This window comes from Paraburkholderia sp. J41 (genome assembly GCF_905220235.1).
Taxonomy (GTDB): domain Bacteria; phylum Pseudomonadota; class Gammaproteobacteria; order Burkholderiales; family Burkholderiaceae; genus Paraburkholderia.
Genome location: NZ_CAJMZE010000006.1, coordinates 227,374 through 253,621 on the forward strand (window position 1 = coordinate 227,374; position 26,248 = coordinate 253,621).

The following is a 26,248-nucleotide window of genomic DNA, read 5'->3' on the forward strand; positions in this document are numbered from 1 at the left end:
CCGCCGCAACGATACGACGGCCATACGGTGGCGATACGACGGGGTTGGCGGATGAGTAGTGCATCGGACATTGCGAATCTTTTCGAACTGGCAGGCGGAAGTCCATCGCAGTACCAGGAGGTGGAAAGGACGGAGCAGCAGCAAGGTTCGCGCGGACGCTGGTCCGCGCCGGCCGAGGCGTTGCCCGACGAAGTGCTGCTCGCGCAGATGGCGAGCGGCCAGGACGCCCGGCTTGCTGCGCTCGGCGGGCCGCCGCCGCAAGGCTCGACGGCGTGGGCCTTGCCTGTTGACGGCGCCGAGCCGCCGCCCATGGTTGCCGTTGCGCCAGCTGTCGTGGAAGAAGCGTCCGCTGCGGGCGAAGCGCTTGCTATCGACGGTGCGCTGTTCGTCAACGAAGCGCCCGCGATCAACGGAGCGCCAGCGATCAACGAAACGCCCACGATCAACGAAGCGCCCACGATCAACGAAACGCCAGCGATCAACGAAACGCCAGCGCTCAAAGAAACGCCCATCGCCCAGGCGCTCGCGGCGCAAGCCGCCCGTCCCGCGCCCGAACCTGTCCTCACCGAGCCGCCTGCCGCGCTGAGCCGCGTGTTCGCGCGCCTCATGGAACGCACCGAGCCCGGCGCCGATTCCCCGCGACGCGGCGCGCCATGAGCGTCGTTGCAGTCGTTTCCGCCAAGGGCGGCGCGGGCAAGCGCATCGTCGCCCATCTCGCTCTCGTGCCGGCGCGGCACGGGCGCACGGCGCCGGCCGTCAACTCAGGGCGTGCCGCGCGGCACGCGACGAACGGCGCACCGTCGGCGAATCGGGAGGCCGCGCTTGCCGCGCAAGCCGTCCGCATGGTGCCGTGCGCGGAGGATCGGCGTGTGCCGGCGCCCGCACGGTCCGCGCGCAAGCCGGGCATGAATCGGTTGATGGCCTTGCCGCCGCGCGTGGCGCCGGTGCCGCCGCTCGTGCTCTGCGCACAGATCCGCTGAGAGAGACCGCCATGGCACAGAGCGAACACGAAACCCCGCAGGCAGCGCCGCGCCAATCGGCGGGACAGAGCGACGCCGCCGGCACCTGGGACGACAAGCTGCTCGATGCCGGCACCGCGCTGCTGGCTTCGGCCTGGGCGCGCGCGCTCATCGCGCTCGTGGCGGCGTTGCTGTTCGTGTCCGCGATGACGGTTCATCTCGCGCTGTCGCGGCAATGGGTGTTCGCGGTGCTGTGCATGGGCGTCGCGTATGGCCTGAGCCGCATTCCGGGGCGCGTGCTCACGGTTTCGCTGGTGGCGCTTTCGGTGTTCATGTCGCTGCGCTATCTCTACTGGCGCTTCACGCAGACGCTGGCGTTCAGCAGTCCGCTCGACATGACCTTCGGCTATTTGCTGTTGTTCGCCGAATGCTACGCAGTGCTGATGTTGCTGTGCAGTTACTTCCAGACGCTTTGGCCGCTGCACCGCCGGCCCGCGCCGCTGCCGGCCGACACCGCGCTATGGCCCACCGTCGACGTATTCATTCCGACCTATAACGAGCCGCTCGAAGTCGTGCGGCAGTCGGTGCTCGCCGCGACGCTGCTCGACTGGCCCGCCGACAAGATGCGCGTGTATCTGCTCGACGACGGCCGCCGCGCCGAATTCCGCGAGTTCTGCGAGCAGGCGGGCGTGGAATATCTGACGCGCCCCGACAATACGCACGCGAAGGCGGGCAATCTGAACGCCGCGCTGGCGAGGACGAGCGGCGAGTACATCGCGGTGTTCGACTGCGACCACGTGACCACACGCTCGTTCTTGCAGGTCTGCATGGGCTGGTTCCTGAAAGACCCGAAAATGGCGATGGTGCAGACGCCGCACGTGTTCTATTCGCCCGACCCGTTCGAGCGCAATCTGGAAACGTTCCGCAAGGTGCCGAACGAAGGCGATCTGTTCTACGGCGTGCTGCAAAACGGCAACGACCTCTGGAATGCCGCGTTCTTTTGCGGCTCCTGCGCGGTGCTGCGGCGCTCGGCGCTCGACGAGGTGGGCGGCGTGGCCACCGAAAGCGTGACGGAAGACGCGCTCACCGCGCTCAAGATGAGCATGAAGGGCTACAACACCGGCTATCTCGCCATTCCGCAGGCGGCCGGTCTCGCCACCGAAAGCCTGGGCCGTCACGTGGGGCAGCGCATTCGCTGGGCGCGCGGCATGGCGGAAATCTTTCGCCAGTTCAATCCGCTGCTGATCTCGGGTCTCACGCTGCCGCAGCGCCTGTGCTACCTCAGCGCGATGATGCACTTCTTCTTCGGCTTGCCGCGCATCGTGTTCCTCATCACGCCGATGGCGTATCTGTTCTTCGGCGCCCACGTCTTTCATGCGTCGGCGTTGATGGTGCTCGCGTATGCCGTGCCGCATCTCGTCATTTCGAGCGTCGGCACGTCGCGCATTCAAGGGCGGTTTCGCCATTCGTTCTGGAGCGAAGTCTACGAAACGGTGCTGGCGTGGTACGTCATCCTGCCCGCGCTGCAAGCCGTGCTGCTTCCCGGCAGCAAGGGTTTCAACGTGACCTCCAAGGGCGGCGTGATCCGCCAGTCGTTCATCGACTGGGCGATGGCGCGGCCTTACATCGGCCTGCTGCTCGTGAACCTCGCGGGCTTCGCGGTGGGCGTGGTGGGGCTCGTGCGCAGCCCCGGCTGGCCCGAGGCGATGAGTATCGTGTTCAACCTCGTCTGGGTGATCTACAACGTGATGAACCTGAGCGCGGCGGCGGGCGTGGCGAGCGAGTCGCGCCAGCTGCGCCTCACGCCGCGCGTGCAGATCGAGTTGCGCGCCGCCGTGCGTCTCGCCGACGGGCAGCGCATCGCATGCCGGACGAGCGACTATTCGCAGGGCGGTCTCGGGCTCGTGCTGCCCGAGGATGCGCCGATGCCGCAGCGCGGCGAGCGCATTCTCGTTTCGGTGTTCCGCGACGACTACGAGGCGAAATTCCCGGCCGAAGTGCAGGTGTGCCGTGGCCGCACGGTGGGCGTGAGCTTCCCGGCGCTCACCATTCACCAGGAGCGCGATCTGATGCGTGTGACGTTCTCGCGCTCCGATAGCTGGCTTTCGTCGTGGCGGCGCTATCGTCCCGACCGGCCGCTGCGCAGCCTGTTCGAAGTGCTGGGCGTGGGCATGCGCGGTCTCGTCGAATTGTTCCGGCATCTGTTCCTGGGCGGCCGCGAACGCCTGAGCCGGGCCGCGTCCGCTGCCGACAAGCTGGGATCGAACGGATCGTGAGCGCCGGGCATCGGTCGGTTTGGCGCGCCTCGACGCGCGCGCGGGCTGCGGTGGTCGCCGGGTTCGGCGCGGCTGTGGCCGCGTTCGCGCTCAATATCGGCGCCGCGCTGGCCGACGAGGCGCCTGCGCATGACGCGTCGGCGTCGCAGGCCGCATCTTCGGTATCGACTGCAACGGCGGCATCGGCGGCATCGACCGCAACGACCGCAACGACCGCATCGACCGCAGCGGCGGCATCGGCCGCATCGACCGCAACGACCGAAACTGCCGCGCCCGCCAACGCCAACGCCAACGCCTACGTCTACCGCATCCCGCTGCTGCGCCGGAGCGCGGGGCAGACGCAGGGCTTGACCTTGCTCGGCGAGGACGCCTACGGCGGCATGGATTTCGGCTTGCGCGGCGACGAACGCGTGCTCGCCGCGCGGCTCGTGCTGAACTACACGTATTCGCCGGCCTTGCTGCCCGCGCTCTCGCATCTGAACGTGCTGCTCAACAGCGTCGTCGGGGCGACCGTGGCCTTGCCGCCGTCGAAGCGGGGCGCATCCGCGCATGTGACGGTCGATCTGCCCGTTTCGCTGCTGACCGATTTCAACCATCTGAACCTCGAACTGATCGCCCACAGCAAGGCCAGCGATCAAGGCAACGATCCGCTCAGCGCCGACCTCTGGCTCAAGGCCGCGCCGGACAGCGCGCTGGAGCTGACCGTGGCGCCCGCGCCCACAACCGACGATCTCGCGCAGCTTCCCGCGCCGTTCATCGACGTCCACGACGTGCGCCGCGCCAACGTGGCCGTCGTCTTGCCGCGCGTGCCGGGCGCGCGGCGGCTCGAATCCGCCGGCATCGTGACGTCGTGGCTCGGTGCCCAGGCCGGGTATCGCGGCTCGCACTTCGCCGCGAAGCTGGGCGCGCTGCCCGCGCACGGCCAGGCCGTGGTGCTGGCGCTGCGCGACGAATTGCCGGCGCTCGGTCTGAAGCCGCCGACGCCGGACGGCCCGGCGCTCGCGATCCTGCACAACCCCGCCGACGCCGACGCCAGGCTGCTGCTGGTCACGGGCCGCGACGAGGCGCAACTGCGCACGGCGGCCACGGCGCTCGTGCTCGGCGCGGCCACGCTCTCGGGTCCGTGGGCGCGTATCGACGGCCCGGTCGCGGCGCCGCCGCGCAAGCCTTACGACGCGCCCAACTGGCTGCCCGTCGATCGCCCGGTCGAACTGGGCGAGTTGCTGCCCGCCGGGCGCTTCACGATCCAGGGATTCCGGCCCGGCGCGATTGCCGTGAACCTGCGGTTGCCGCCGGGTCTGTTCGGCTTCGACAGCAGCGGCGCGGTGCTCGATTTGCGTTACCGCTACACGGCGCGGCCCGAATCGGCGCAGTCGGTGCTTCAGGTGCTGGCGGGCAATACGCCGATCGCAACGCTGCCGCTGAGCGGCGAAGCGTCGGGCGGCCGCGCCGTCATGCACATTCCCACGTATCTGCTGCCGCCGCTCACCACGCTGCAATTCGACTACCGCTACGAGGCGGTCAAGACGAAGGACCACTGGCAGGTCGTGCCCGGCGGCGCGCTGCTGAGCACCATCGACCCGAGATCGACGATCGACATTTCGCAGTTGCCGCGCTACACGGCCATGCCGGATTTGCGCGCGTTCGCCGACGCGGGCTTTCCGTTCACGCGTCTCGCCGACCTGTCCGGGACGGCCGTGGTGCTGCCCGAGCAGCCGGCCGCGGACGATTACTCGGCCTACCTGACGCTCATGGCGAGCATGGGGCAGGCGACCGGTTATCCGGTGCTGGGCGTGACGGTGGGCGACGCCGCGCAGGTTGACGCGCTGCGCCGCAAGGACTTGCTCGTGCTGGCCTCGGGCGACAACCAGCCGTTGCTCAAGGCGTGGCACGACGACTTGCCGCGCGGCTTCTTCGCACCGGCCGCGGCCTCCCGCAGCCGGTTCGCGGGCTGGTGGGACGCGCTCGCGGGCGGCCATGCGCAGTCCCGGCGCGATGCGGACATCGCCGCGCTTTATCGCAACGACGACCGCGACGGCATGGTGGCCGGGATGGAGTCGCCGCTCGCGCGCGGACGCAGCGTGGTGGTCGTCTCGGGCAACACGCCGGGCGGTCTCGACGCCGTGGCGGACGTGCTGCAAGCCAGTTCCTACCGCATCGCCGACCCCGTCAGCGGAAGCCTCGTGATCGTTCACGACGGCATCGCCACCACGCTGGGCGCCGACGCAACCTATTTCATCGGGTCGTTGCCGCTGCGGCTCGCGGTCCAGTGGTTCTTCGCGAGCCACGTCCTGTTGATGCTCGTGGCGACGACGCTGAGCGTCGTGCTCATCGGCGTGCTCGGCGGCGTGCTGCTGCATCGGCGCGCGCTGAAGCGCCTCCATCTGGATCTTCCCCAGACATCGCAACGTGAAGAAGTTCGACGAGATTCTCATGTTTAAACGACGGCCTGACCTTTCCCCGGCACGCGTCGCGCGCCGCAGCTTGTTGCCCTTGCTGCCGACGCTGCGCCCGGCGTTGCTGCTCGGCTGCGCCTTTGCGCTGAACCTGGCGCAAGCCGCGACGCACCCCGCCGCGAACGCCGCCGCGAACGCCGCCGCGAACGGCGCGGAAAAAAGCGTTGAAACGAGTGCGGAAAAAAGCGCGGAAAAGAGCGCTGAAACAGGCGCGGCAACGCGGCCCGCGCCCGGCGCGAACGCGGCGCCCGCCACGGGACCGGCGTCGACGCTGACCTACACGTTGGAGCAACTGGGCGCGCAGTACGCGCTCAACCTGCGCGGCGTGGACGGCAGCAACACGCTGCCGGTGGGCGTGCGCGACGATCAGGTGGTGACCGGCGCGCGCCTGAACCTGCGTTTCGCCTATTCGCCCGCGCTGCTGCCCGATCTGTCGCATATCAACGTGCTCGTGAACGATCAGGTGGCCACGTCCATCGCCGTGCCCAAGGAGACCGGCGGCGCGAGCCTGCAACGCACGATCGCGCTGCCGCCGTATCTCTTCACGTCGAACAGCAAGTTGCGCCTGCAACTGATCGGCCACTACACCACGCAGTGCGAGGACCCGCTGCATTCGAGCCTGTGGGCCAACATCAGCAACGAAAGCACGCTCAGCATCGACACCCAGCCGCTCGCGCAGCCCAACGATCTGGCGCGCCTGCCGAAGCCGTTTTTCGACAGCCACGACATCCGCCGCCTGAGCCTGCCGTTCGTGTTCGCGGGCAATCCCGACCCCGCCGCGCTCGAAGCGGCCGGCGCCGTGGCGTCGTGGTTCGGCGCGCTGGCCAACTATCGCGGCGCGGATTTCCCGGTTTCGCTCGCGAGCGCGCCGGCGCAAGGCAGCGCGGTCGTGATCGTCGAAAGCGCGGACCAGGCCGCGCTCGCGGGCGCGCCGCCGCAAGGCCCGACGCTCGCCGTCGTCACCAATCCCAACGACCCCAACGGCAAGCTGCTGCTCGTCATGGGCCGCAACGGCGAGGAGCTGAAGCAGGCCGCCGCCGCGCTGGTGACGGGCAGCCAGGCGCTGTCGGGCGCGAGCGCGCTCATCACGCGCTTCGCGCAACTGGCCGCGCGCAGGCCCTACGACGCGCCGCGCTGGCTGCGCACCGACCGCCCGGTCTCGTTCGGCGAACTCGTCGACAGCCGGCTGCTGAACGTTTCGGGCTACAGCCCCGACTTCATTCGCGTCGACGCGCGCGTGCCGCCCGACCTGTTCGGCTGGCATGCGCCCGGCGTGCCGGTGGACCTGCATTACCGCTACACGCCGCAGCCGTACATGGTCAATTCTTCGCTGCTGTTCAGCGTGAGCGACCAGTTCGTGAAGTCGATTCCGCTGCCGTCGCTCGAACGTCTCGAAGGCGGCGAAAAGCTGCGCGCCGATGTGCTGCCCGACAGCAGCCTGCCGCGCGAGGCGAAGCTCGACGTGCCGCTGGACCTGCTGCTGCAACCGAAAACGCAGCTTCAGTTCCGCTACATGTACGACTACATCAAGCAGGGCGAGTGCCGCGACATCATCATCGACAACGTGCGCGGCGCCATCGACCCCGCATCGACGATCGACCTCACGGGCTATCCGCACTACATGGCCATGCCGAATCTCGCGGCGTTCGCGCAGGCCGGCTTTCCGTTCACGCGCATGGCCGACCTCTCCGGCACCGACGTCGTGCTGGGCGCCAATGCCGGCCCGCCGGAATACAGCACGTATCTGGCCGTCATGGGCCGCATGGGCGACTCGACCGGTTATCCCGCGCTCGGCGTGAGCGTGCTGCGCGGTCAGCGCATCGACGCCATGCCCGCCGGCAAGGATCTGCTCGTGATCGCCTCGGGCGCCGATCAGGCGTGGCTCAAGGACTGGGAGCCGTACATGCCGGCCGCCTACGACCGGGGCGCGCAGTTTTCGCTCTCCGATCTGCCGGGCCGCGTGCGCGGCTGGCTGCACGCCAATCCGCGTCTGGACGCCGCGCCGCGCCGTCTGTCGATGGCGTGGACGGGGCCGGGCGTGAGCGCCGTGCTGGCGGGTTTCGAGTCGCCGAAGGAGCCGGGCCGCAGCGTCGTCATGCTGGTCAGCAATCAGGCCGACGGACTGAAGGACGCCGTTGCGGCGCTGCTGGGCGTGCCGCATTACGACACGCAGCCCATTCAGGGCAGCCTGGTTTCGATTCGCGGCCAGAAGGTCGACTCGCTCGTCGGCGAGCACACCTATTACGTCGGGCATCTGGGACTCTGGCGCGGCCTCGACTGGTGGCTGGCGTCGTTCGGGCTTTCGCTCGCGTGGCTGTTGAAGGCGCTTGGCGCGGTAGCGCTCGTGCTGGGCGCGGCGGGGCTTTTCGCGGCGTTGCGGCGCCGTCAGGCGCGGCGCGACGAAGCGGCCCGCGCCCGCGCCCGCGCGCGCGCCGCGCAGCACACGCCAACCTGAGCGGGAATGTTCATGTCCATCAGCCCCATCAGGCCCATCAGGCCCATCAGCCGCGGCCAGGCCTGCCTTCTCGGCCTGTTGCTCGCTTCGGTCACTCATCCCGCGTGGGCGCAGGACGCGACCTCCCGCATGTTGCTGGAACAGGGCCGCTATTGGCAGGCGCATGACAAGCCCGATCTCGCCACGCAGGCGTGGTCGAAGCTGCTTCTGGCCGACCCGAAGCAGCCCGAGGGACTGTACGGCATGGGCGTGATCGCCGTCGGCAAGCGGCAGTTTGCGGCGGCCGGCGACTATCTGGCGAAGCTGCGCGCCGCCGCGCCCGACAGCCGCTTCGTGCCGCTGCTCGAACAGGACTTGCGTCTCGCCGTCGAGCCGGGCAAATCGACGATCGCCAAGGCACGCCAGATGGCGCAGGACGCCCTCAACCAGAACGACGCGAAGGCGCTGGCGGCCGCCATCGCGCAATACGACAAGGCGCTCGGCGGCAAGAAACCGCAAGGCACGGTGGCGCGCGAGTATTACACCTACCTCGGCTATGCCGATGGCGGCGTGGACCCGGCGATTCAAGGTCTCACGCGCCTGAACGCCGACATGCCCGACGACCCCTATGTGCTGCTGCCGCTGGCCCAGCACGAAGTGCGCGACGAACGCTATCGCGCGGCGGGCGTGGCGCTGCTCGAAAAGCTGGCGGCGCGTCCCGACATCGGTGGCGCGGCAACCGAGGCCTGGCGTTCCGTGCTGACGTGGGTCACGCCCACCGCGAGCAACAAGGCGTGGTTCCAGGACTACCTGAAGCTGCATCCCGACGACGAGGAAATCCGGCATCAGATGACGTCGCCGCGCGCGCCCGCCAACGGCGGGCCGAGCGTGCTGGTCATGGACCCGCGCCTCGCGCGCGGTTTCGCGGCGTTCAAGGCGGGCGACATCACCACGGCGGAACAGTCGTTCAGCGCCGTGTTGCGCGACAAACCCGACGACACCAACGCGCTCGGCGGCCTTGGCCTCGTGCGCATGCAGCAGGGCGATCTCGCGCAGGCGCAGGCGCTGCTCGCGCGCGCCGTGGCGCGTCCGGGCGCGGGGCCGAACTGGCGCAAGGCGCTCGATTCCGCGCGCTACTGGCAACTCGTGAACGAAGCCGAGGGCGCGCAGGGCGCCGGCGACTACGCCGCCGCGCGCCGCAAGCTGGACCAGGCGCTGCGTCTCGATCCGGCCGAGCCGGGCGCGCACAACGCTTCGGCGCGTTGGTACGCGGCGCAGGGCGACTTGGGCCGCGCGGAAAAAACTTATCGCGACGTGCTGGCGGGCGCGCCGAACAATCGCGAGGCGGTGAACGGTCTCGTCGATATTCTGGCCGCCACGGGCCGCGCCGACGAAGCGCAGAAATGGGTCGACGGCATGTCGCCCGAACAGCAGGCGGGCATTGGCGGACTGGACCGTTTGCGGGCCGCCGTGGTGTCCGGCCGCGCCGCCGCCGCCGAGCGGCGCGGCGAGCTGGACGCGGCGCGCCGCATGCTCGACGACGCGCGGCGCGACGATCCCGACAATCCGTGGGTCCGGCTGGCGTTCGCGCGCTTCGAGCTGGAACAGGGCCACGCGGATCAGGCGCGCGAACTCGTCGACGGTTTGCTCGCCTCCAGCCCGGACAATCCCGACGCGCTGTACGCGAGCGCGCTGCTGGCGATGCAGATGGGCGACTGGCCGCGCGCGCAGGACACGATGGCGCGCATTCCCGCCGCCGCGCGCACGCCTGCGATGGTCGCGACGATCCAGCAGATCGACTTCCTCGCGGTTGCCGCGCAAGCCTCGCAACTGGCGCGCGACGGCAATCTGGACGACGCGCGCAACATGCTCGCGAGACTCGAGGCTTCGGCGGGCAAAGACCCGGCGCGCGTGAGCGCGCTCGCCCAGGCGTATGTCGATGCCGGCAACCTGCCGCGCGCGATGAGCCTGATGCGCGCGCTGATGCCCAACGGCCCGAAGGCCGGCGGCCCGGACGTGCAGCTCGCCTACGCGAGCCTGCTGCTCAAGATCGGCCAGAACGTGCAGGCGCGCGAGACGATGCGCGACCTGGAGACGCAAACGCTCACCGCCGAGGAGCGCCGCCAGCTCGACGGCCTGAATTATCTCTACGCGGTGCGGCTTGCCGAGCAGCAGCGCCAGCGGGGCGATCTCGCGCAGGCTTACGACACGCTCGCGCCGGTTCTCGCGCGGCGGCCCAACGACAGTCTCGCGAACGCCGCGCTCGCGCGCATGTATGCCGCCGACGGCCAGTACGGTCGCGCGCTGGCGCTCTATCAGAAGGCGCTCGCGAACGATCCCGACAATCCGGGCCTGCAACTGGGCGTGGCGATGGCGGCGGTGCAGGCGGGCAAGGGCGACGTCGCCGACGCGGCGCTCCGGGGCGCGGTCGCGAGGGCGCCGAACGACCCCGACGTGCTGGCGGGCGCCGCGCGCATCTACGTCATGCAGGGCAAAACGCGCGAGGCGCAGGCGCTGCTGGAAACGGCCATCGCCAGCAAGGAAAAGCGCATGGGCTTGCAGGCGCCGGGCGTTCACGTGGCGGGCAATCCGTTCGTTCACGACGACGACGGCCGCCGCCGCGCGGCACGCGAAACGCGCGAAACGAGCGAAACGAGCGCGAATCCGTTTGCCGCCCGTGCATCCACGGCGAGCGTCGCGGCAGGCAGCGCCGATGCGGTCGATATCGACGATGCGAACAACATGAACGACGCGGGCACGGCTGCGGATTCGCGTTCGGCGCGGGCTTCGGCGTCGGGCTTCGCGGTTGCGCCGGCGAGCGCGCTTTCGTCGGGAGTGCCGGCGCGCGCGCCTTCGCTGCCCTCGGTGGCCGGCACGCCCATCGGCGCGCAGGGAGCGCAGGAAGCCGCGGCGCCCGCCGCGCCCCAGGACGGCGCGATCTCGCTCGACGACATGCGCGACGAACTCGCCGACATTCGCGCGCAGCGCTCGCCCGAAATTCGCGGCGGCTTGTTCGTCGCGTCGAACAACAGCGCGGGCGGCACCTCGCAGTTGACGAACGCGCAGGCGCCCACGGAAGTGCTGCTGCCCGTGGGCAACGGCAAGCTCTCGGTGCAGGTCACGCCCGTCGATCTCGAAGGCGGCACGCTCGGCGGCAACGTCTTCAGCAGCAGCCAGTTCGGCGGCGGCCCGGTGGCGGCGCTCGCGCAGCAAAACGGCACCGTGGCCGCGCCCGGCACGCAGTCGGCGCACGGCGTGGGCCTGGGCGTGGGCTACCAGACGCGTCGCTGGTCGTTCGACCTCGGCACCACGCCGCTCGGGTTCCAGTACACCGACGTCGTGGGCGGCGTGTCGTACAAGAGCACTTTCGATGCGGCGCAGGGCGGCTGGTTCAACGCGGGCGCGTCGCGCCGCGCCGTCACCGACAGCATCACCTCGTTCGCCGGTTCGAGCGACGCGCGCTCAGGCCTGAGCTGGGGCGGCGTGACGGCGACGGGCCTGCACGGCGCCATCGGCATCGACAATCAGGACTACGGCTTTTACGGCTATGGCTCGGCGAAATATCTGGACGGCCGCAACGTCCAGTCGAACGAAGGCGCCGAAGTGGGCGCGGGCACGTACTGGTATCTGCTGCGCCGCACCGACACCATGCTGACCGTCGGCCTGAACCTGACCGGCGAGTTCTATCGCCACAACGAAAACAACTTCACCTACGGCAACGGCGGCTATTTCAGCCCGCAGCGCTTCTATGCCTTCACCGTGCCGGTCACGTGGGCGCAGCGCGCGGACCGTTGGACCTACAAGCTGCAAGGCTCGGCGGGCCTTCAGTATTTCCGCCAGGACGCCGCGCCTTATTTCCCGACCGACAGCGCCTTGCAGGCTTCGGCGGCGGCGGCGGCGTCCACGCTCGGGTTGAGCGACGGCGCGGTTCACGCGGCGCAGTCGTCGAGCGGCATCGGCTACAACCTGCTCGCCGCCGCCGAATATCGCTTCAGCAATCACCTGACGGGCGGGCTTTCCGTGGGCGCGAACAATTCGTCGAGCTACCGCCAGTGGGTCGCGGGCCTGTACCTGCGTTTCAGCTTCGCGCAGCAGACGCGCGCGCTGGACATGCCGGTCGTGCCTTACCAGTCGCATTACAACGATCAGTAACCGCTCGCGCCCCGGCGCGAATATCGAACACGTTTTCAGGAGTGACACCTTCATGCTTGCTGCTTCCGTACTCGCGGGCCTCAGCATTCTCATGATCGGCGACAGCCATCTGAGCGAGCCGGGCTATCTCATCGACACGTTGCAGGATCAACTGATCGCCGCCGGCGCGCAGGTCCACACCTACAGCGTGTGCGGCAGCACGCCGGGCGACTGGACGAAGTCGGTGGCCGGCACCTGCGGCGGCGCCGAGCGCAACGGCCGCGCGCCGCTCGTGATCGACCACAACGCGAAAACCCAGCCCGTCGATCAACTGATCGCCGCGAACAAGGCCAGGCTCGTCATCATCGTCGAAGGCGACACCATCGGCGGTTACGGCAAGGACGACTTCCCGAAGTCGTGGGTCTGGCAGCAGGTCACGGCGCTCACGCAGGATCTCGCCGCCAACAAGACGGCGTGCGTGTGGGTGGGGCCGGTCTGGGGCACGGAAGGCGGCAAGTATCAGAAGACCTTCGCGCGCGTGAAGCAGCTTTCGTCGTTCCTCGCCACGAATGTCGCGCCGTGCCAGTACATCGACTCGCTCGCGTTTTCGAAGCCGGGCGAATGGGCCACGGTCGACGGCCAGCATTTGACGACGACGGGCTACAAGTACTGGGGCTCCGCCATCATGAAGGCGCTGGTCAAGCTGCCGGTCGTGCAGCAAAAGTAACGCGCGCGGGCGCGGTGTTCGGCAAGGCGGCGCGCGCCATGCGCCGCGCCGGTTACGGAATCCAATCATGAAAAACGTTCTTTTACGCCTCGCGCCTGCCGGTTTCGCGTTTTGCGGCCTCGCGCTGACGATGCAGCCGGCCGCCGCCGACATTCCGCTGTACCCGACCGGCCCCGCGCAGGATGCGTCGTTCGTGCGTTTCGTCGATGGCGGCGCGCATCCGCTCGAAGTGAGCGCGGCGGAGTCGTCGGCGCGCCTTACGCTCGACGCGGCCAATCCGGCCAGCCACTTCTTTCCGGTCGCGGCGGGCAAGCCGGTCGCGGGCATGCTCGCGAGCGGCGACGCGCGGCAGAAGGTGTCCGCCACGGTGCAGCCGGGCGAGTTCGTGAGCATCGTCGCGCTCGGCGGCGCGAGCAAGGACGGCGGCTTGCGCGCCGTGACCGTGCGAGAAAAGCCCGACGACTTCAACGCGCTCAAGGCTTCCGTGGCCTTCTACGACCTCGACGCGCGCTGCGCCGCGCCCGCGCTGAAAGTGTCGGGCCGCGACATCGTGCTGCTCGACGGCGTGGCCGTGGGCCAGGTCAAGCGCCGCCAGGTGAATCCGGTCGCGCTGTCGGTGCAGCTCGCGTGCGGCGGCCGGCCGGCGGGTCAGCCGCTGAGTCTGGGCACGCTCGTGGCCGGGCAGCGCTACACGGTGTTTCTCGTTCCCGACGGCGCGCAGTCGCGCATCTTCTTCGCGAACGATGCGCTGAGCCGCTGATCGCCCGATGCCGCCTCGCCGGGTGCGACGCGGCGCGACGTGGGCACGGCCGCCTTCGCCTTCGACCGTCGTCGCCTTCGACCGCGTCGCGCGCGACGGCCGGGCGCCGCGTGACGTGTGACGCGGAGAACGCGCGCGCCTGGCGCCGCTTCGCTGCTTCACCGCTTCGCCGCCTCGCCGCTTCGCCGCTTCGCCGCTTCGGCCCGGATTTTTCTTTCGACTGAGAACGATGCATGGTTTTCGCGTCCCTCGAATTCCTGACGCTGTTTCTGCCGGCTTTTCTCGCGCTTTACGTCGTGTCGCCCGCGCGCTGGCGCAACGGCGTATTGCTCTTTTGTAGCTGGTTCTTCTACGGCTGGTGGAGCCCGGCGTTCCTGCTGCTGTTCATCGCGCTCACGGTCTGGGGCTGGCTCGGCGGCGTGATGATCGACCGCGCGCCGAACGCGCGTGCGCGCGGAGCGTGGCTCGCCGTCTTTATCGCCGTGAACGTCGCCACGCTGTGCTGGTACAAGTACGCCAACATCGTGGTCGAAAGCCTCGACAGCGTGCTGGACCTCGGCCATGCCGGACCGATCGCATGGCATCGCGTCGTGCTGCCGATCGGGCTGTCCTTCATCGTGCTCCAGTCGATCTCCTATCTCGTCGACGTGCAGCGCGGCACCGTGAGCGCCGATCGCAGCGTGATTCGCTACGGCGCCTATCAGGGCATGTTCGTGCATCTGATCGCCGGGCCGATCATTCGCTACGCGTGGGTCCAGCGCGAGCTGATCTCGCGCACGGTCGACCGCGACGGCTTCACGGCCGGCGCGCGGCGGCTCATGGTGGGCATGAGCATGAAGGTGCTCGTGGCCGACACGCTCGCGCCGGTCGTCGACGCCATATTTTCCTCGCATGCGCCCACGCTCGCCGACGCGTGGCTCGGCTGCGGCTTCTATACGCTGCAACTGTTTTTCGATTTCGCGGGCTACAGCGCAATGGCCATCGGGCTTGGGCAAATGCTGGGCTTTCGCTTTCCCGAGAACTTCAATCATCCGTATCTGGCCGACAGCATTCAGGACTTCTGGCGGCGCTGGCATCTCTCGCTGTCGAGCTGGATTCGCGATTATCTGTATATCCCGTTCGGCGGCAACCGCCACGGCGAATGGAAGACGTGCCGCAATCTGCTGCTGACGATGGCGATCGCGGGCCTGTGGCACGGCGGCGATAGCTGGAATTTCCTGCTCTGGGGCAGCGCGCACGGCGTGGCGCTGATCGTGGCGCGCCTCTGGCGCCGCCTCGCCATGCCGCGCGTGCCGCGCTGGCTTTCGCACGCGCTGACGCTGCTGTTCGTGATGCTTGCGTGGACGCTCTTTCGCGCCGTGGGTTTTCACGCGGCGCTCGCCATGTATCGCGGGCAGTTCGGCCTGAACGGCATCGGCCCGAGCGACGCGACGCGCGTGATGCTGCGGCCGGCGCATGCGCTGGCGGCGGCGCTCGGCGTTGTCTGCGTGCTGCTGCCCGTCTGGCAGGCGCGTTGGGCCAGCCTTGCCGATACGGCTGCGGGCCGGCTGTGGCAAGCCGCGTGGCCGCTCGCCGGCTTTCTGCTCTCGTATGGTTTGATCGCCGCGCGCGGCGCGGTGCCGTTCCTCTACTTCCAGTTCTGACGCCATGGACGAACCCCAGCCGCTTCCGCAACGGCCCGCCACGCGCGCGGGCACGGCGGCCGCCGTCATGCTGATGGCGCTGCTTTTCGCGGGCCTCGCCTGCAACCTCCGCTTCGCCGCGACAAGTCCCGCGTTGCTGCCGCGCGCCGCAACGCGGGCGCGCATCGTGAACGGCACGGTCTCGAAGGAACTCGCGAGCCGGATGGCCGACACGCCCATCGCGGCGGGCGCCGCACGCGTGCAGCGCGCGCTCGGCTGGCTCGTGCTCGGCGATCTGGGGCCGCGCGTGCGGCAGGGCAGCCCAGGCTGGCTTTTCCTGCGCGACGAACTGAACGTCTACGCCGGCGGCGAGCGCCATCTCGCCGCGCGCGCCGCGACGGCCGCCGCCGTGCAGCGCGGCCTCGCGAGCCGCGGGATCGCGCTGCTGGTCGTGGTGGTGCCCGACAAGTCCCGCATCGAGGCGCGGCGTCTGGGCGGGCTCTATCGGCCGGCGGCGCTGAGCCCGCGCGTGGACGCGTGGACCGCGCGGCTCGCGGCCGCGCGCGTGCCGGTGCTCGACCTCACGGCGGCGCTGCGCGGCGTGCCCGGCGACGCGTTCTTTCGCACCGACACGCATTGGACGCAAGACGGCGCGGGCGCCGCCGCGCAAGCCGTGGCGGCGCGAATCCGGGCGATGGCGGTGCCGCTGGGCGCGAGCCGGCCCGGCTACCGCGTGGTCGCGCAGCCGCCCGCGTTTCGCCCCGGCGATCTCGTGCGGCTCGCGGGCCTCGATACCTTGCCGCGCGCCTGGCAGCCGCGCCCCGAGATCGTGGCGAGCCGCGCCTACCTTCACGAAGCGCGGACGGCATCGTCGGCGGACGATCTGTTCGGCAACGCCGATTTGCCCGATATCGCCGTGATCGGCACGTCGTTTTCGACCACGTCGGATTTCGTGCCGCAACTGGCGCTCGCGCTCGGCACGGGCGTGGGCAATTTCGCGCGCGAGGGCGGCAAGTTCGGCGGCGCGGCGCGCGCCTGGTTCGCGAGCGAGGCGTATCGGCAGACGCCGCCCAAACTCGTGGTCTGGGAAGTGGACGAGCGGGATTTGCAGGCGCCGCTCGAAGCCGACGATGCGGTAACGGTGCCCCGCTAGAAGGGCGCGGCGGCGCTGCGATTTTCGGGCGATCCCACGGCGGCGCGCGCCGGCCGCGCGATTTTCGCGCGGCGCCCGGCCCTTACTGCGAAGCGAGATAGCGCTGCGGCGCCTCGCCTGTCACCTGGCGAAACATGACGATGAATGCGCTCGCGCTGCGATAGCCGAGACTGCGCGACACCTGCGCCACCGACTGCCCGAGCGTGAGCCGCGTAATGGCTTCGGCCACGCGCATCTGCTGCCGCCACGCCACGAAGGTCAGCCCGGTTTCCGCATGCAGACGCCGCGCGAGCGTGCGGCCGCTCGCGCCGAACTGTTCGCCCCAGAAGTCCAGCGTCAGGTCGCTGGCCGGGTCGTTCATCATGTGTTCGCAGATTTTCAGCAGACGTTCGTCGCGCGGCAGCGGCACGCCGGGCTCGGGCAAGCCGGGCGTTTCCGCGAGCACCTTGAGCAGCAGCGGCACGGAAAGCGCGGCGCGGCTGTCGCTCGCGTATTTCCCGCCTTCGGCGCCGATCGCGAGCGCGAGTTCGCGCATCAAACCCGACACGGCGATCACGGCCGCCTCGCGCCACGGCCACGGGCAAACGTGCGATTCGATATACACGCTGCACAGCACCGTCTCGCCCACCGCATGCAGTTCGTGATCGACGTCGGGCGGCAGCCACGCGGCGCGCGACTGCGGCAGCGTCCAGGTGCGCGTGGGCGTGAGCACGCGAATCACGCCCTGCACGGCGAACACGAGCTGCCCATGCCGGTGCTGATGCCACGACACCCGCTCGCCGTGCCGATAGTTGACGACCGAGGCGCTGACCTCGTGCGCGAGCGGCGTGCGCGCGAGCGGGTAACGCTTGAGCAGGAATTCCTTCATGGCGGCGCGGATTGTCGAGTGGCGGCGCAAGACGGCGAGGGCGCGCGAACGGCCCATGATATCGAGAATTGTCCAAAAATTGTCAAAAATTCGATATGACGTGTCAGCCTTTCTCAGCGGTAAGCCGGTAATCTCCTTTTCCGGCAACGATTCGCGCGGCATTCGCGCTTGAATCGGGAATGATTCGCATTCTTGCCGTGACATCGTGATCGACACTTCCGCCGTGCCATGCCCTTGATCGTTTCGCTGATTCGCAGTTCGCGCTGGTTGCTGCCCGTGGCCTTGCTGGTGAGCCTCGCCAGCGGCTTCGCCAATGCGGCGCTGGTCGCGCTCATCAATCAGGCGCTGCGCGCGACGGACGCGCAACTCGGCGCGCTCGGGCTGCGCTTTCTGCTGCTGGGCGTCGCGGTGCTCGTCACGCGCGTGGTGTCGCAAACGCTTTTCATGTATCTCGGCCAGCGCGCGAAGGCGCGGCTGCGCATGCAGACCATCGACCGCCTCGCGCGCGCTTCCTTTCGCGACCTCGAACAATGCGGCGCGGCGCGCGCGATGGGCGCGCTCACGCAGGATCTCGACAGCATCGTCGTGTTCTTCATCAGCCTGCCGTCGATCGCGATGCAGGGCGCGGTGATCGCGGGTTGCCTCGTTTATCTCGGCGTGCTTTCGGTGCCGATTCTGCTGTTCGCGCTCGTGGTGATCGGCGTCGGCTCGCTCGGCACGCATCTCGTGGGCGCGCGCGCATTGCGCCATTTGCGCGCCTCGCGCGAACGCGAGGACGACTTGCTGCGCCAGTTCCGCGCACTCTTCGACGGCGCGAAGGAACTCAAGCTGCACCACGCGCGCGCGAATGCCTTCGTGGCGAGCGAGATCGCGCCGCATGTGGAAGCGGTGCGCATCCAGCGCACGCGCGGCTACGTCCTCAATGCGTTCGCGGCGAGCTGGGGCACGCTCGTGCTGTTCGGTTTCGTCGGGCTCACGATCTTCGTGCTCGCGCGTTTTTTTCACGCCGATGCGCACGTGATGTCGGGTTACGCGCTCGTGTTCCTCTATCTCATCATGCCGGTGGAAGGGCTGTTGTCGGCGCTGCCCGCGATCGGTTCGGCGCGCGTGGCGTTCGAGCGCATCGCCGCGCTGGAGGCCAGGCTGCCGCCCGAGCAAGGCGATGCGCGCGCGGCCTCGCCGGCGTTTTCGCGCCTTGCGTTCGAAGGCGTCGAGCATCGCTACCAGCGCGAGCGCGAGGACGGTTTCTTCACGCTCGGGCCGCTCGATATCGCGTTCGAAGCGGGCGAACTCGTGTATCTCGTCGGCGGCAACGGCAGCGGCAAGACCACCTTCGCGAAGCTGCTGGTCGGGCTGTACGCGCCGGAAGCGGGGCGCATTCTCGTCGACGGCGTGCCGATCGACGCGTCCACGCGCGCCGCGTACCGCCAGCGCTTTTCGGTCGTGTTCAGCGACTTTCATCTGTTCGATTCGCTGCTCGGCCTGCCCGCCGAACGCGAGGCCGAAGCGCGCGCGCTGCTCGCCGCGTTGCAGCTCGATCACAAGGTGCGCATCGAGCGCGGCGCGTTCTCGACGCTCGCGCTTTCGCAAGGCCAGCGCAAGCGGCTCGCGCTGCTCGTGGCGATGCTGGAGGACCGGCCGTTCTACGTGTTCGACGAATGGGCGGCCGATCAAGATCCCGCGTTCAAGGAGGTGTTCTATCGCACGCTGCTGCCGCAATTGAAGGCGCGCGGCAAGACCGTGCTCGTCATCACGCACGACGACCGCTATTTCCATCTGGCGGACCGCATCGTCAAGCTCGACAGCGGGCAGTTGAGCGCGGGGCCTTCGGCAATGGCGGACGCGGCATGAACCACGCGCCTTCGCCGCGAACGCTCGCTCGCCGCCGGCTGCTGCTGCGCGGCATGTCGATGGCGCTCGCCTGCGCGAGCGCGGCGCGGCCCGCGACGCTGCTGGCCGCGCCGCGCGCGCCGCGGCGCGTCGTGGTGCTCAACTGGGAACTCACGGAAACGCTGCTCGCGCTCGGCCGCGCGCCCGTGGGCATTCCGCTGCCGGACTGGTACACGGCGACGATCGTGGCGCCGCCGCTGCCGGGTCACGTCGTCGACGTCGGGCTGTTGTATCAGCCGAATTTCGACGTGCTGCTCGATCTCGCGCCCGACCTGCTGATCGTCACGCCCGCGCATGCGGGGCTGCTCGCGCCGCTGCGCCGCATCGCGCCCACGCTCACGCTGGGTGCGTACATGAACGCCGCGCAGCCGTTCGACGCGTTGCGCGGCGAAACGCTGACGATGGCGCGCACGCTCGGCAGCGAGGACGCGCAGGCGCGCGCGAACGCGTTGATCGCCGGCGCGGACTTCGAGATCGGCGCGGTGCGGGCGCGCTTGCGCGGCGCGCCCCGGCGCACGGTGATCGTCGCCGACGCCATCGACGAGCGGCATTTGCGCGTGTATGCGCGCGGCAGCCTGTTCGACGACGTGCTGGCGCGCATCGGCGTGGAAAACGCGGCGAATCCTGCGGGCGACGTGCCGGGTGCGCGGCGCTGGACGGCGAACGCGATGGGCTCGGCGGTGGTGCCGCTGCAACGGCTCACCGAGGTCGCGCACGCCGACATTCTGCTGGTCGGCCCGTTGCAGACGCAAACGCGTGCGGCGCTTGCCGCGAGTCCGCTCTGGCGCGCGCTGCCGGCCGTGCGCGAACGGCGCGTGGGCGTGCTGCCCGTGATCGCGCCGTATGGCGGCCTGGTGTCCATGCAGCGTTTCGCCGTGGCCGTGGCCGCGGCGCTCGGCGTTTCGGCAAATGGCGGAGGCGGCCTTGGCTAACGTCACGCTCGCCGTCCGCACGATCTCGCCGCGCATGGGGCGGCGCGCGCTCGTCGGCGTGCTGTTCGCGCTGGCCGCGTGCCTCGCGGCGCTGCATCTGCGCGAAGCCTTGAACGGCGCTTCGCTGTGGGCGACGCTCGTGGCGCCCGACTTCAACGACATGCGCGACGTGCTGGTGCGCGAGAGCCTGCTGCCGCGCATCGCGATGACGCTCGTGTGCGGCGCCGCGCTCGGTCTCGCGGGCGCGCTCGCGCAGCAGGTGTTGCGCAATCCGCTCGCCGAACCGATGACGCTCGGCATCTTCCCGGGCGCATATCTGGCGTTGAGCGTCGCGAGCATCTGGGCGCCGGGCTGGCTCGCGCTGGGCCGCGACACGCTCGCGCTCGCGGGCGGCGCGATCGCCATGCTCGCCGTGTTCGCGCTCGCGTGGACGCAGCGCATGTCGCCGCTCGGCGTGATTCTCGCGGGCATGGTCGTGAACCTGTATTGCGGCGCGATCAGCCTGGCGATTTCGGTCGTGCATTTCGATTTTCTGCGCGGCCTGCAAATCTGGGGCGGCGGCGCGCTCGATCAAAGCGGCTGGCAGAGCGTCGCGCATCTCGGCGTGCGCGCGGCGCTGTGCGGGCTCGGCGCCGCGTTGCTGTACCGGCCCTTGAGCCTGTTCGACGCCGGTGACGCGACCGTGCGCAGCCTGGGCGTTTCGGTCGGCTGGATGCGCGGCGCGGCGTTGTTCGTGGCGATCGCGGCGACGGCGTGCGTCGTCGCCGAGGTCGGCGTGATCGGCTTCATCGGGCTGGCCGCGCCGTTGCTCGCGCGTCTCGCGGGCGCGCGGCGGCTGCGCGAGCGCCTCGTGTGGGCGCCGCTCACGGGCGCGGCGCTGCTCTGGCTCACCGACGAACTCGTGCGCTGTGCCGGCGACAACGACTTGTTCGCGGCGCATCTGATTCCCACGGGCAGTGTGACGGCGATGCTGGGCGTGCCCTTGCTCGTCGCGCTGCTGCCGCGCCTGGCGACGCGGCCGGACACGCAGGCGTTGCCCGCGACGTTTCCCACGGCGCGCGCGCCGCGCGCATTGCCGTACGCGGGCATCGGCGTGCTGATCGCGGCGTGCGCGGTCTCGTTTTCGTTCACCCGCGGCGCGCACGGCTGGCAATGGACGTCGCTCGCGCATATCGACACGCTGCTGTACTGGCACGTTCCGCATTGGCTCGCGGCGCTGGCGGCGGGCAGCCTGCTCGGCACGGCGGGCGCGCTGCTTCAGCGCATGACCGCGAACCCGATGGCGAGCCCCGATCTGCTGGGCGTGGGGTCGGGCGGCATGTTCGGCATTGTCGCCGTGCTGTTTCTCACGGGCAGCATGATGCCGGCCAGGCTGTTCGCGGGTTGCGTGGGCGGCGCGCTCGCCACGCTCGTGCTGCTGCTGTGGTTCGGGCGGCGCGCGCGGTTCGCGCCCGAGCGCTTGCTGCTGGTCGGCATTTCGGTCAGCTCGCTGTTTCAGGCGGTGGTGGGCGCGGTGATGGCGAGCGGCGATCCGCGCGCGGGCGTGCTGATCGACTTGCTGGTCGGTTCGACGTATTACGTGCCGCCCGCCGTGGCGTGGGGCACGGCTGCGCTGGCGGCGCTCGCGCTCGCCGTCGCGCCGCTCGGCGTGCGCTGGCTCGCGGCGCTGGGCGTGGGCGCGAATGCGGCGGCAAGCCTGGGCGTGCCGGTCGGCGCGGCGCGCTTCGCGCTGCTGCTGCTTGCCGCGCTGGCCACGGCGGCGGCGACGATCGTGGTGGGACCGCTCTCGTTCGTCGGCTTGATCGGGCCGCATATCGCGCGGCTTTCGGGCGCGCGGCGGCCGCTCGCGCAACTGTACGGTTCGGCGTCGATCGGCGCGCTGCTGATGGTGATCGCCGATTGGCTGGGCCGTCAGATCGTGTTTCCCGAGGAACTGCCGGCGGGTCTGGTCGCCACGCTGATCGGCGGCCCCTGGCTCGTCATGCTGATGGTGTGGCGCGCGAGCGCACGAAGAAGGTGAGCGGCAAGCACGGCGCTTTCCGCGTCGCGCCAGACCGTGAAGTTAGTCATCCGAATTAAAACAATCAACGTCCCCCGACGATTGACAGGCCCGCTCATGGCGGGAGGATGCCGTTCGGCTTTTTCAACAGTGGGATCGATAGCAAATGAAAACGAAAACAGACCAGGCCGCCGCATGTCGCGCGCCGAGATCGGGATGGCGCAAGGTGACGCCGCACATGACGCCGCTCGCGCTGGCGGTGCTTAGTCTCGTCTCGCCATACGCGCGCGCGCAAAGCGCACCGGCCGCCCCGGCCGCGGACGGGGCCGTGCTGCCCGCCGTAAACGTGACGGCCGCGGCGAGCGCCGACCCGACCACGGAAGGCACCGGCACCTACGCCGCGAAGAACGCGACCGTTGCGGGCAAGGTCGCGCTGCCGCTCAAGGAAGTGCCGAACTCGGTTTCCGTGCTGACGCGCCAGCAAATGGACGACATGAACGTATCGACGATTCAGGACGCGCTGCGCTACGTGACGGGCGTCAGCTCCATCAATTACGGCGACGGCACCGCGTATTACCGCGCGCGCGGCTCGCAGCTCGGCGTGGAATTCGACGGCGTGTCGATCGTGAGCGGCCTGCAATATCAGTTGCAATTCGATCTGGCGATGTACGACCGCGTGGAGATTCTGCGCGGCGTGGCGGGAGCGATCGACGGCATCGGCGAGCCGGGCGGCATCGTCAATCTCGTGCGCAAGCGTCCGCAGGATCAATTTCATGTCGCGACGGAAACGCAGGTCGATTCGTTCGGCAGCGTGCGGCAGATGGTGGACGTGACCGGCCCGCTCAACAAGGACGGCACCGTGCGCGGGCGCGCCGTGATCGTCGGCAGCGACGGCACGCAGTCGGTCGACCGCGTGCGCAGCAAGGAAGTGATGGCGTATGGCGCGATCGACTGGGACATCACGCCGCGCACGACGCTTTCGGCTTCGGGCAGCTACCAGGTTTCGCCGACTTCGGGCATCGACTACGGCGCGGGCGGCGTGGTCGACAGCAGCCTCACCGCGCTCACCGGCCAGCGCGTGCCGGGTTCGTACACGCAGAACTTCAGCCCGAGCTGGAACTACGCGTATACGTCGATGGAAGAAGGGAACGTCAATCTCGTGCATCGCTTCGAAAACGACTGGAAGTCGTCCACGACGGTGTTCTACCGGCACGAGCTTTCGAAGGCGAACTACGCGTATTCGGGACCGGGCGCGACCTCCGACGGCCTCGCGGAATTCGGCGACCAGAGCCAGCGCAACACCTATGACTGGTTCGGCGCGGACACCAACGTTTCCGGCCCGCTTCATCTTTTCGGCCATACGCATACGCTCACGGTGGGTGCGAATTATTCGGTGACTTCGACCACGGCGCTTTCGGGCTTTCAGTCGGTGACGGGCCCGTACCCCGATGGTCTGTTCAGTCTCTACGACCCCAATGCGGTGCCCGACATCGACGTGCCGTACAGCTTCGGCACGAATACGCGCACGGTGCAGTACGGCGTCTACGCGCAGGCGCGCATCAAGCTCGCTGACCCGCTCACGCTCGTGCTCGGCGGCCGCGAGGCGTTCCTGCAAGGCCGCACGCAATCCACGCTGCCCACGGTTTCGGACTGGACCACGAGCGCGCAGATCAACCACCGCTTCCTGCCTTCGGCGGGACTCGTGTGGGACATCGTGCCTTCGATCACGGCGTATGCGAACTACGCGCGCTTCCTCGACGCGCAAACCGAAACCACGTATGCGGGCGCGGGCTTGCCGCCGCGCACGGGCGAGCAGTACGAAGTGGGCGTGAAGGGCAGCTTCCTCGGCGGACGCCTGAACACCACGGCCGCGCTGTTCCGCATCAACGACAACAACCGCGCCGTGGACGACCCCGATCATCAGTTCTACTACATTGCGGCGGGCAAGGTGCGCGACCAGGGGCTGGAACTCGAAGTGACCGGCCAGCCGATGCCGAACTGGAACGTCTACGCGGGCTACACGTATCTCGACGAGCACTACGAGAACGACTCGCCCGATCTCACCGACGGCCAGGACCCGAAGCATCTCTTCAAGCTCTGGACCAACTATCGCTTCTCGCAAGGCATGTTGAGCGGCGTGACGGTGGGCGGCGGCATGCTCGCGCAAACGCGCATTTCGCGCGGCGTGGAGCAGGGCGCGTATGCGATCTTCAACGCGCAGGTGGGCTATCAGTTCAACAAGCACGTGACTGCTTCGCTGCAATTGAACAACATCTTCAATCGCGGCTACTACATTCGCCCGCCCGGCGCGTACTACAGCGTGTTCGGCGATACGCGCAACGTAATGCTCACGGTGCGCACGGACTTCTGATTTTTCGGCGGGTCCGCAAGGGCGAATTCGCGCGTGCGCGCGAGTTCGCCCTTTTGCCTTGCGCGCACGAGCCGGCTATGCACACTTAATGCGCAATGGGATCGAGGCCGGTTTTTTCCACCGTGGCCTGCGCCTGCGGCGAAGCGAGGAATTGCAGCAGCGCGCGCGCTTCCCGGGGATGCGGTGCGTTCACGGGAATGCCGGCCGCGTAGCGCGTGACCGACTGCACGTCCTCGGGCACCTTGCCGGCGAAGGTCACGCCCGGCACCGGCAACAGTTCGGCCACCTGCTGAAAGCCGATTTCGTACTCGCCTTTCGCGACCACGCCTGCAACCGGAATGCGCGGCACCATCGTTGCCTTGGGCGCGACCTGTTCTTCGATGCCGAGCTTCTTGAACATTTCGTTCTTGATGTAGACGCCGCTCGCGCTGTCCGAATACGCAATCGACTTCGCATGCAGCAGCGTTTGCCGCAACGCGTCGTCCGAGCCGATATCGGGTTTCGGCTCGCCCGCGCGCACCACCATGCCGATGCGCGAATCGGCAAGTTCGACGCGCGAATCGGGCCTGACCTTGCCGTCCTTGATGAGACCGTCGAGCGCATAGCCGACCATGATGACGACGTCTGCGGACTCGCCGCGCGCGAGGCGATTGGGAATCGCTTGCGGCGACTTGCCCATCGAAGGGCCGAGGATCGTGTCGAGCGTGTTGCCGGTCTGCTTCGTGAAGTCCGGCCCGAGCGCCTGATACGCGGCCGTGAAGCCGCCCGAGGTCATGACGCGCAAGTCGGCGGCATGCGCCGCGACGCTTGCGCACGCGCCGGCGGCCAACAACGTCAGGTGTACGAACCAATGGCGCGGCGCGCGGCGGCCTCATGCGCTGGCCGCCGGATAGTTCTGCCGCGTTTCGCGAATCGAGCGCGGATGCCACAGGCGCGCACCGCCTTCGATGCCGCGATCGTTCGACACCGTCGCCACGTTGGGCGGCAGCTTGATCGTGAGCCGCGCCGCATTGCCGCCGCCAATCCAGAGCTTGTCGTAATGCACGAGCGAATCGAGTATGCCGATGACCTTTTCCACGCGTTTATTCCAGCGCTTGTTGCCCGCCTTGCGGCGCGCCTCGTCGCCGATGTACTCGTCGTATGCGTGCTTCTTGCTGACCGGATGATGCGCGAGTTCGAGATGCGGCATCAGCTCGCCGTCGCGAAAGAGCGCGGTGCCCGCGCCCGTGCCCAGCGTGAGCACGAATTCGAGGCCCTTGCCTTCGATCGCCGCGAGGCCCTGCATTTCCGCGTCGTTGATCATGCGCACCGAGGGATTGCCGAGCCGCTCGCCGAGCATGGCCGCGAGCGGTACGTCGCGCCATTCCTCGTTGCCCAGATGCGGCGCCGTGATGACGCGATTTTCGCGCACGAAGCCGGGAAAACCGATGGAAACGTGCGAGACGGGATGCTGCTTGACGAGCGGCTCGACGAGCGTGCAGAGCGTGTCGACGAGCAGCGCGGGCGGGCACGGATGCGGCGTTGCCACGCGCACGCGCTCCGTGCGCATGGTGCCGTCTTCGTCGATGATCGCGGCCTTCAGGCCGGTGCCGCCAATGTCGATGGCGAGAATGTTTTCGACGCCGGCCGAAGCGGCAGCCGCCCCGCCTGGGTTTTTCTTCTTTGCCACG

General features: G+C 68.9%; 17 protein-coding genes. 14 read left to right on the top strand and 3 right to left on the bottom strand.

The annotated features are described in order from the left end of the window. Positions 1-51 precede the first annotated feature (51 nt). From bcsR to U5805_RS08770, 10 genes are all read left to right on the top strand, one after another. Positions 52-657: a BcsR/BcsP family cellulose biosynthesis protein gene (bcsR, locus tag U5805_RS08725; RefSeq protein WP_322103066.1), complete on the top strand. Its 606-nt coding sequence runs from the start codon at positions 52-54 to the stop codon at positions 655-657. Then, a complete protein-coding gene (locus U5805_RS08730) occupies positions 654-980 on the top strand; it encodes a hypothetical protein (protein ID WP_322103067.1) in 327 nt (108 codons plus the stop codon). Before bcsR ends, U5805_RS08730 begins: the two co-directional genes overlap by 4 nt. Before the next feature lie 11 nt (positions 981-991). Then, the gene (gene bcsA, locus U5805_RS08735; RefSeq protein WP_322103068.1) at positions 992-3,235 is read left to right on the top strand and encodes a UDP-forming cellulose synthase catalytic subunit; all 2,244 of its coding nucleotides are present in this window, start codon (positions 992-994) and stop codon (positions 3,233-3,235) included. Next, positions 3,232-5,676 (top strand): cellulose biosynthesis cyclic di-GMP-binding regulatory protein BcsB, encoded by a 2,445-nt coding sequence (gene bcsB / locus U5805_RS08740; RefSeq protein ID WP_322103069.1) that lies wholly within the window; start codon positions 3,232-3,234, stop codon positions 5,674-5,676. The genes bcsA and bcsB (U5805_RS08740) overlap by 4 nt, the downstream gene beginning before the upstream one ends. Further along, a complete protein-coding gene (bcsB, locus tag U5805_RS08745) occupies positions 5,669-8,146 on the top strand; it encodes a cellulose biosynthesis cyclic di-GMP-binding regulatory protein BcsB (protein WP_322103070.1) in 2,478 nt (825 codons plus the stop codon). The genes bcsB (U5805_RS08740) and bcsB (U5805_RS08745) overlap by 8 nt, the downstream gene beginning before the upstream one ends. A gap of 12 nt (positions 8,147-8,158) precedes the next feature. Next, the gene (locus U5805_RS08750) at positions 8,159-12,277 is read left to right on the top strand and encodes a cellulose biosynthesis protein BcsC (protein WP_322103071.1); all 4,119 of its coding nucleotides are present in this window, start codon (positions 8,159-8,161) and stop codon (positions 12,275-12,277) included. 52 nt (positions 12,278-12,329) lie between these two features. Then, on the top strand, positions 12,330-12,983 hold the full coding sequence (locus U5805_RS08755) for an SGNH/GDSL hydrolase family protein (protein WP_322103072.1): 654 nt from the start codon (positions 12,330-12,332) through the stop codon (positions 12,981-12,983). A 67-nt stretch (positions 12,984-13,050) separates the two neighbouring features. Further along, positions 13,051-13,743: a cell division protein FtsQ gene (locus tag U5805_RS08760; protein ID WP_322103073.1), complete on the top strand. Its 693-nt coding sequence runs from the start codon at positions 13,051-13,053 to the stop codon at positions 13,741-13,743. A gap of 233 nt (positions 13,744-13,976) precedes the next feature. Further along, positions 13,977-15,386, top strand: coding sequence for an MBOAT family protein (locus tag U5805_RS08765; RefSeq protein WP_322103074.1), 1,410 nt, complete (start codon positions 13,977-13,979; stop codon positions 15,384-15,386). A gap of 4 nt (positions 15,387-15,390) precedes the next feature. Next, the gene (locus U5805_RS08770; RefSeq protein WP_322103075.1) at positions 15,391-16,518 is read left to right on the top strand and encodes an alginate O-acetyltransferase AlgX-related protein; all 1,128 of its coding nucleotides are present in this window, start codon (positions 15,391-15,393) and stop codon (positions 16,516-16,518) included. 82 nt (positions 16,519-16,600) lie between these two features. On the opposite strand, the gene U5805_RS08775 is transcribed toward U5805_RS08770, so the two are convergent. Further along, positions 16,601-17,386, bottom strand: coding sequence for a helix-turn-helix transcriptional regulator (locus U5805_RS08775; RefSeq protein WP_322103076.1), 786 nt, complete (start codon positions 17,384-17,386; stop codon positions 16,601-16,603). 228 nt (positions 17,387-17,614) lie between these two features. Here U5805_RS08775 and U5805_RS08780 point away from each other — a divergent pair, with 228 nt between their 5' ends. The 4 genes from U5805_RS08780 (at position 17,615) to U5805_RS08795 (ending at position 24,578) form a co-directional block, all read left to right on the top strand. Further along, a complete protein-coding gene (locus tag U5805_RS08780; protein WP_322103077.1) occupies positions 17,615-19,237 on the top strand; it encodes a cyclic peptide export ABC transporter in 1,623 nt (540 codons plus the stop codon). Next, positions 19,234-20,208, top strand: a complete 975-nt coding sequence (locus U5805_RS08785; RefSeq protein WP_322103078.1) for an ABC transporter substrate-binding protein — start codon at positions 19,234-19,236, stop codon at positions 20,206-20,208. Before U5805_RS08780 ends, U5805_RS08785 begins: the two co-directional genes overlap by 4 nt. Further along, on the top strand, positions 20,201-22,228 hold the full coding sequence (gene fhuB, locus U5805_RS08790) for a Fe(3+)-hydroxamate ABC transporter permease FhuB (protein WP_322103079.1): 2,028 nt from the start codon (positions 20,201-20,203) through the stop codon (positions 22,226-22,228). Before U5805_RS08785 ends, fhuB begins: the two co-directional genes overlap by 8 nt. 145 nt (positions 22,229-22,373) lie before the next feature. Then, positions 22,374-24,578, top strand: coding sequence for a TonB-dependent siderophore receptor (locus U5805_RS08795; RefSeq protein WP_322103080.1), 2,205 nt, complete (start codon positions 22,374-22,376; stop codon positions 24,576-24,578). Between the two features lie 85 nt (positions 24,579-24,663). Here the strand turns inward: U5805_RS08795 and U5805_RS08800 are convergent, their stop codons facing one another. Both U5805_RS08800 and U5805_RS08805 read right to left on the bottom strand, forming a co-directional pair. Next, positions 24,664-25,416, bottom strand: coding sequence for a substrate-binding domain-containing protein (locus tag U5805_RS08800; protein ID WP_322103113.1), 753 nt, complete (start codon positions 25,414-25,416; stop codon positions 24,664-24,666). 33 nt (positions 25,417-25,449) lie between these two features. Beyond that, positions 25,450-26,247: an ROK family protein gene (locus U5805_RS08805; protein WP_322103081.1), complete on the bottom strand. Its 798-nt coding sequence runs from the start codon at positions 26,245-26,247 to the stop codon at positions 25,450-25,452. Position 26,248: the final 1 nt, after the last annotated feature.

What these genes read in the sequence shown, in the direction of transcription:
- bcsR (WP_322103066.1), top strand. Translation starts at nt 52, where the DNA reads ATGAGTAGTGCATCGGACATTGCGAATCTTTTCGAACTGGCAGGCGGA.
- U5805_RS08730 (WP_322103067.1), top strand. Translation starts at nt 654, where the DNA reads ATGAGCGTCGTTGCAGTCGTTTCCGCCAAGGGCGGCGCGGGCAAGCGC.
- bcsA (WP_322103068.1), top strand. Translation starts at nt 992, where the DNA reads ATGGCACAGAGCGAACACGAAACCCCGCAGGCAGCGCCGCGCCAATCG.
- bcsB (WP_322103070.1), top strand. Translation starts at nt 5,669, where the DNA reads ATGTTTAAACGACGGCCTGACCTTTCCCCGGCACGCGTCGCGCGCCGC.
- U5805_RS08750 (WP_322103071.1), top strand. Translation starts at nt 8,159, where the DNA reads ATGTCCATCAGCCCCATCAGGCCCATCAGGCCCATCAGCCGCGGCCAG.
- U5805_RS08755 (WP_322103072.1), top strand. Translation starts at nt 12,330, where the DNA reads ATGCTTGCTGCTTCCGTACTCGCGGGCCTCAGCATTCTCATGATCGGC.
- U5805_RS08760 (WP_322103073.1), top strand. Translation starts at nt 13,051, where the DNA reads ATGAAAAACGTTCTTTTACGCCTCGCGCCTGCCGGTTTCGCGTTTTGC.
- U5805_RS08765 (WP_322103074.1), top strand. Translation starts at nt 13,977, where the DNA reads ATGGTTTTCGCGTCCCTCGAATTCCTGACGCTGTTTCTGCCGGCTTTT.
- U5805_RS08770 (WP_322103075.1), top strand. Translation starts at nt 15,391, where the DNA reads ATGGACGAACCCCAGCCGCTTCCGCAACGGCCCGCCACGCGCGCGGGC.
- U5805_RS08775 (WP_322103076.1), bottom strand. Translation starts at nt 17,386, where the DNA reads ATGAAGGAATTCCTGCTCAAGCGTTACCCGCTCGCGCGCACGCCGCTC.
- U5805_RS08780 (WP_322103077.1), top strand. Translation starts at nt 17,615, where the DNA reads ATGCCCTTGATCGTTTCGCTGATTCGCAGTTCGCGCTGGTTGCTGCCC.
- U5805_RS08785 (WP_322103078.1), top strand. Translation starts at nt 19,234, where the DNA reads ATGAACCACGCGCCTTCGCCGCGAACGCTCGCTCGCCGCCGGCTGCTG.
- U5805_RS08795 (WP_322103080.1), top strand. Translation starts at nt 22,374, where the DNA reads ATGAAAACGAAAACAGACCAGGCCGCCGCATGTCGCGCGCCGAGATCG.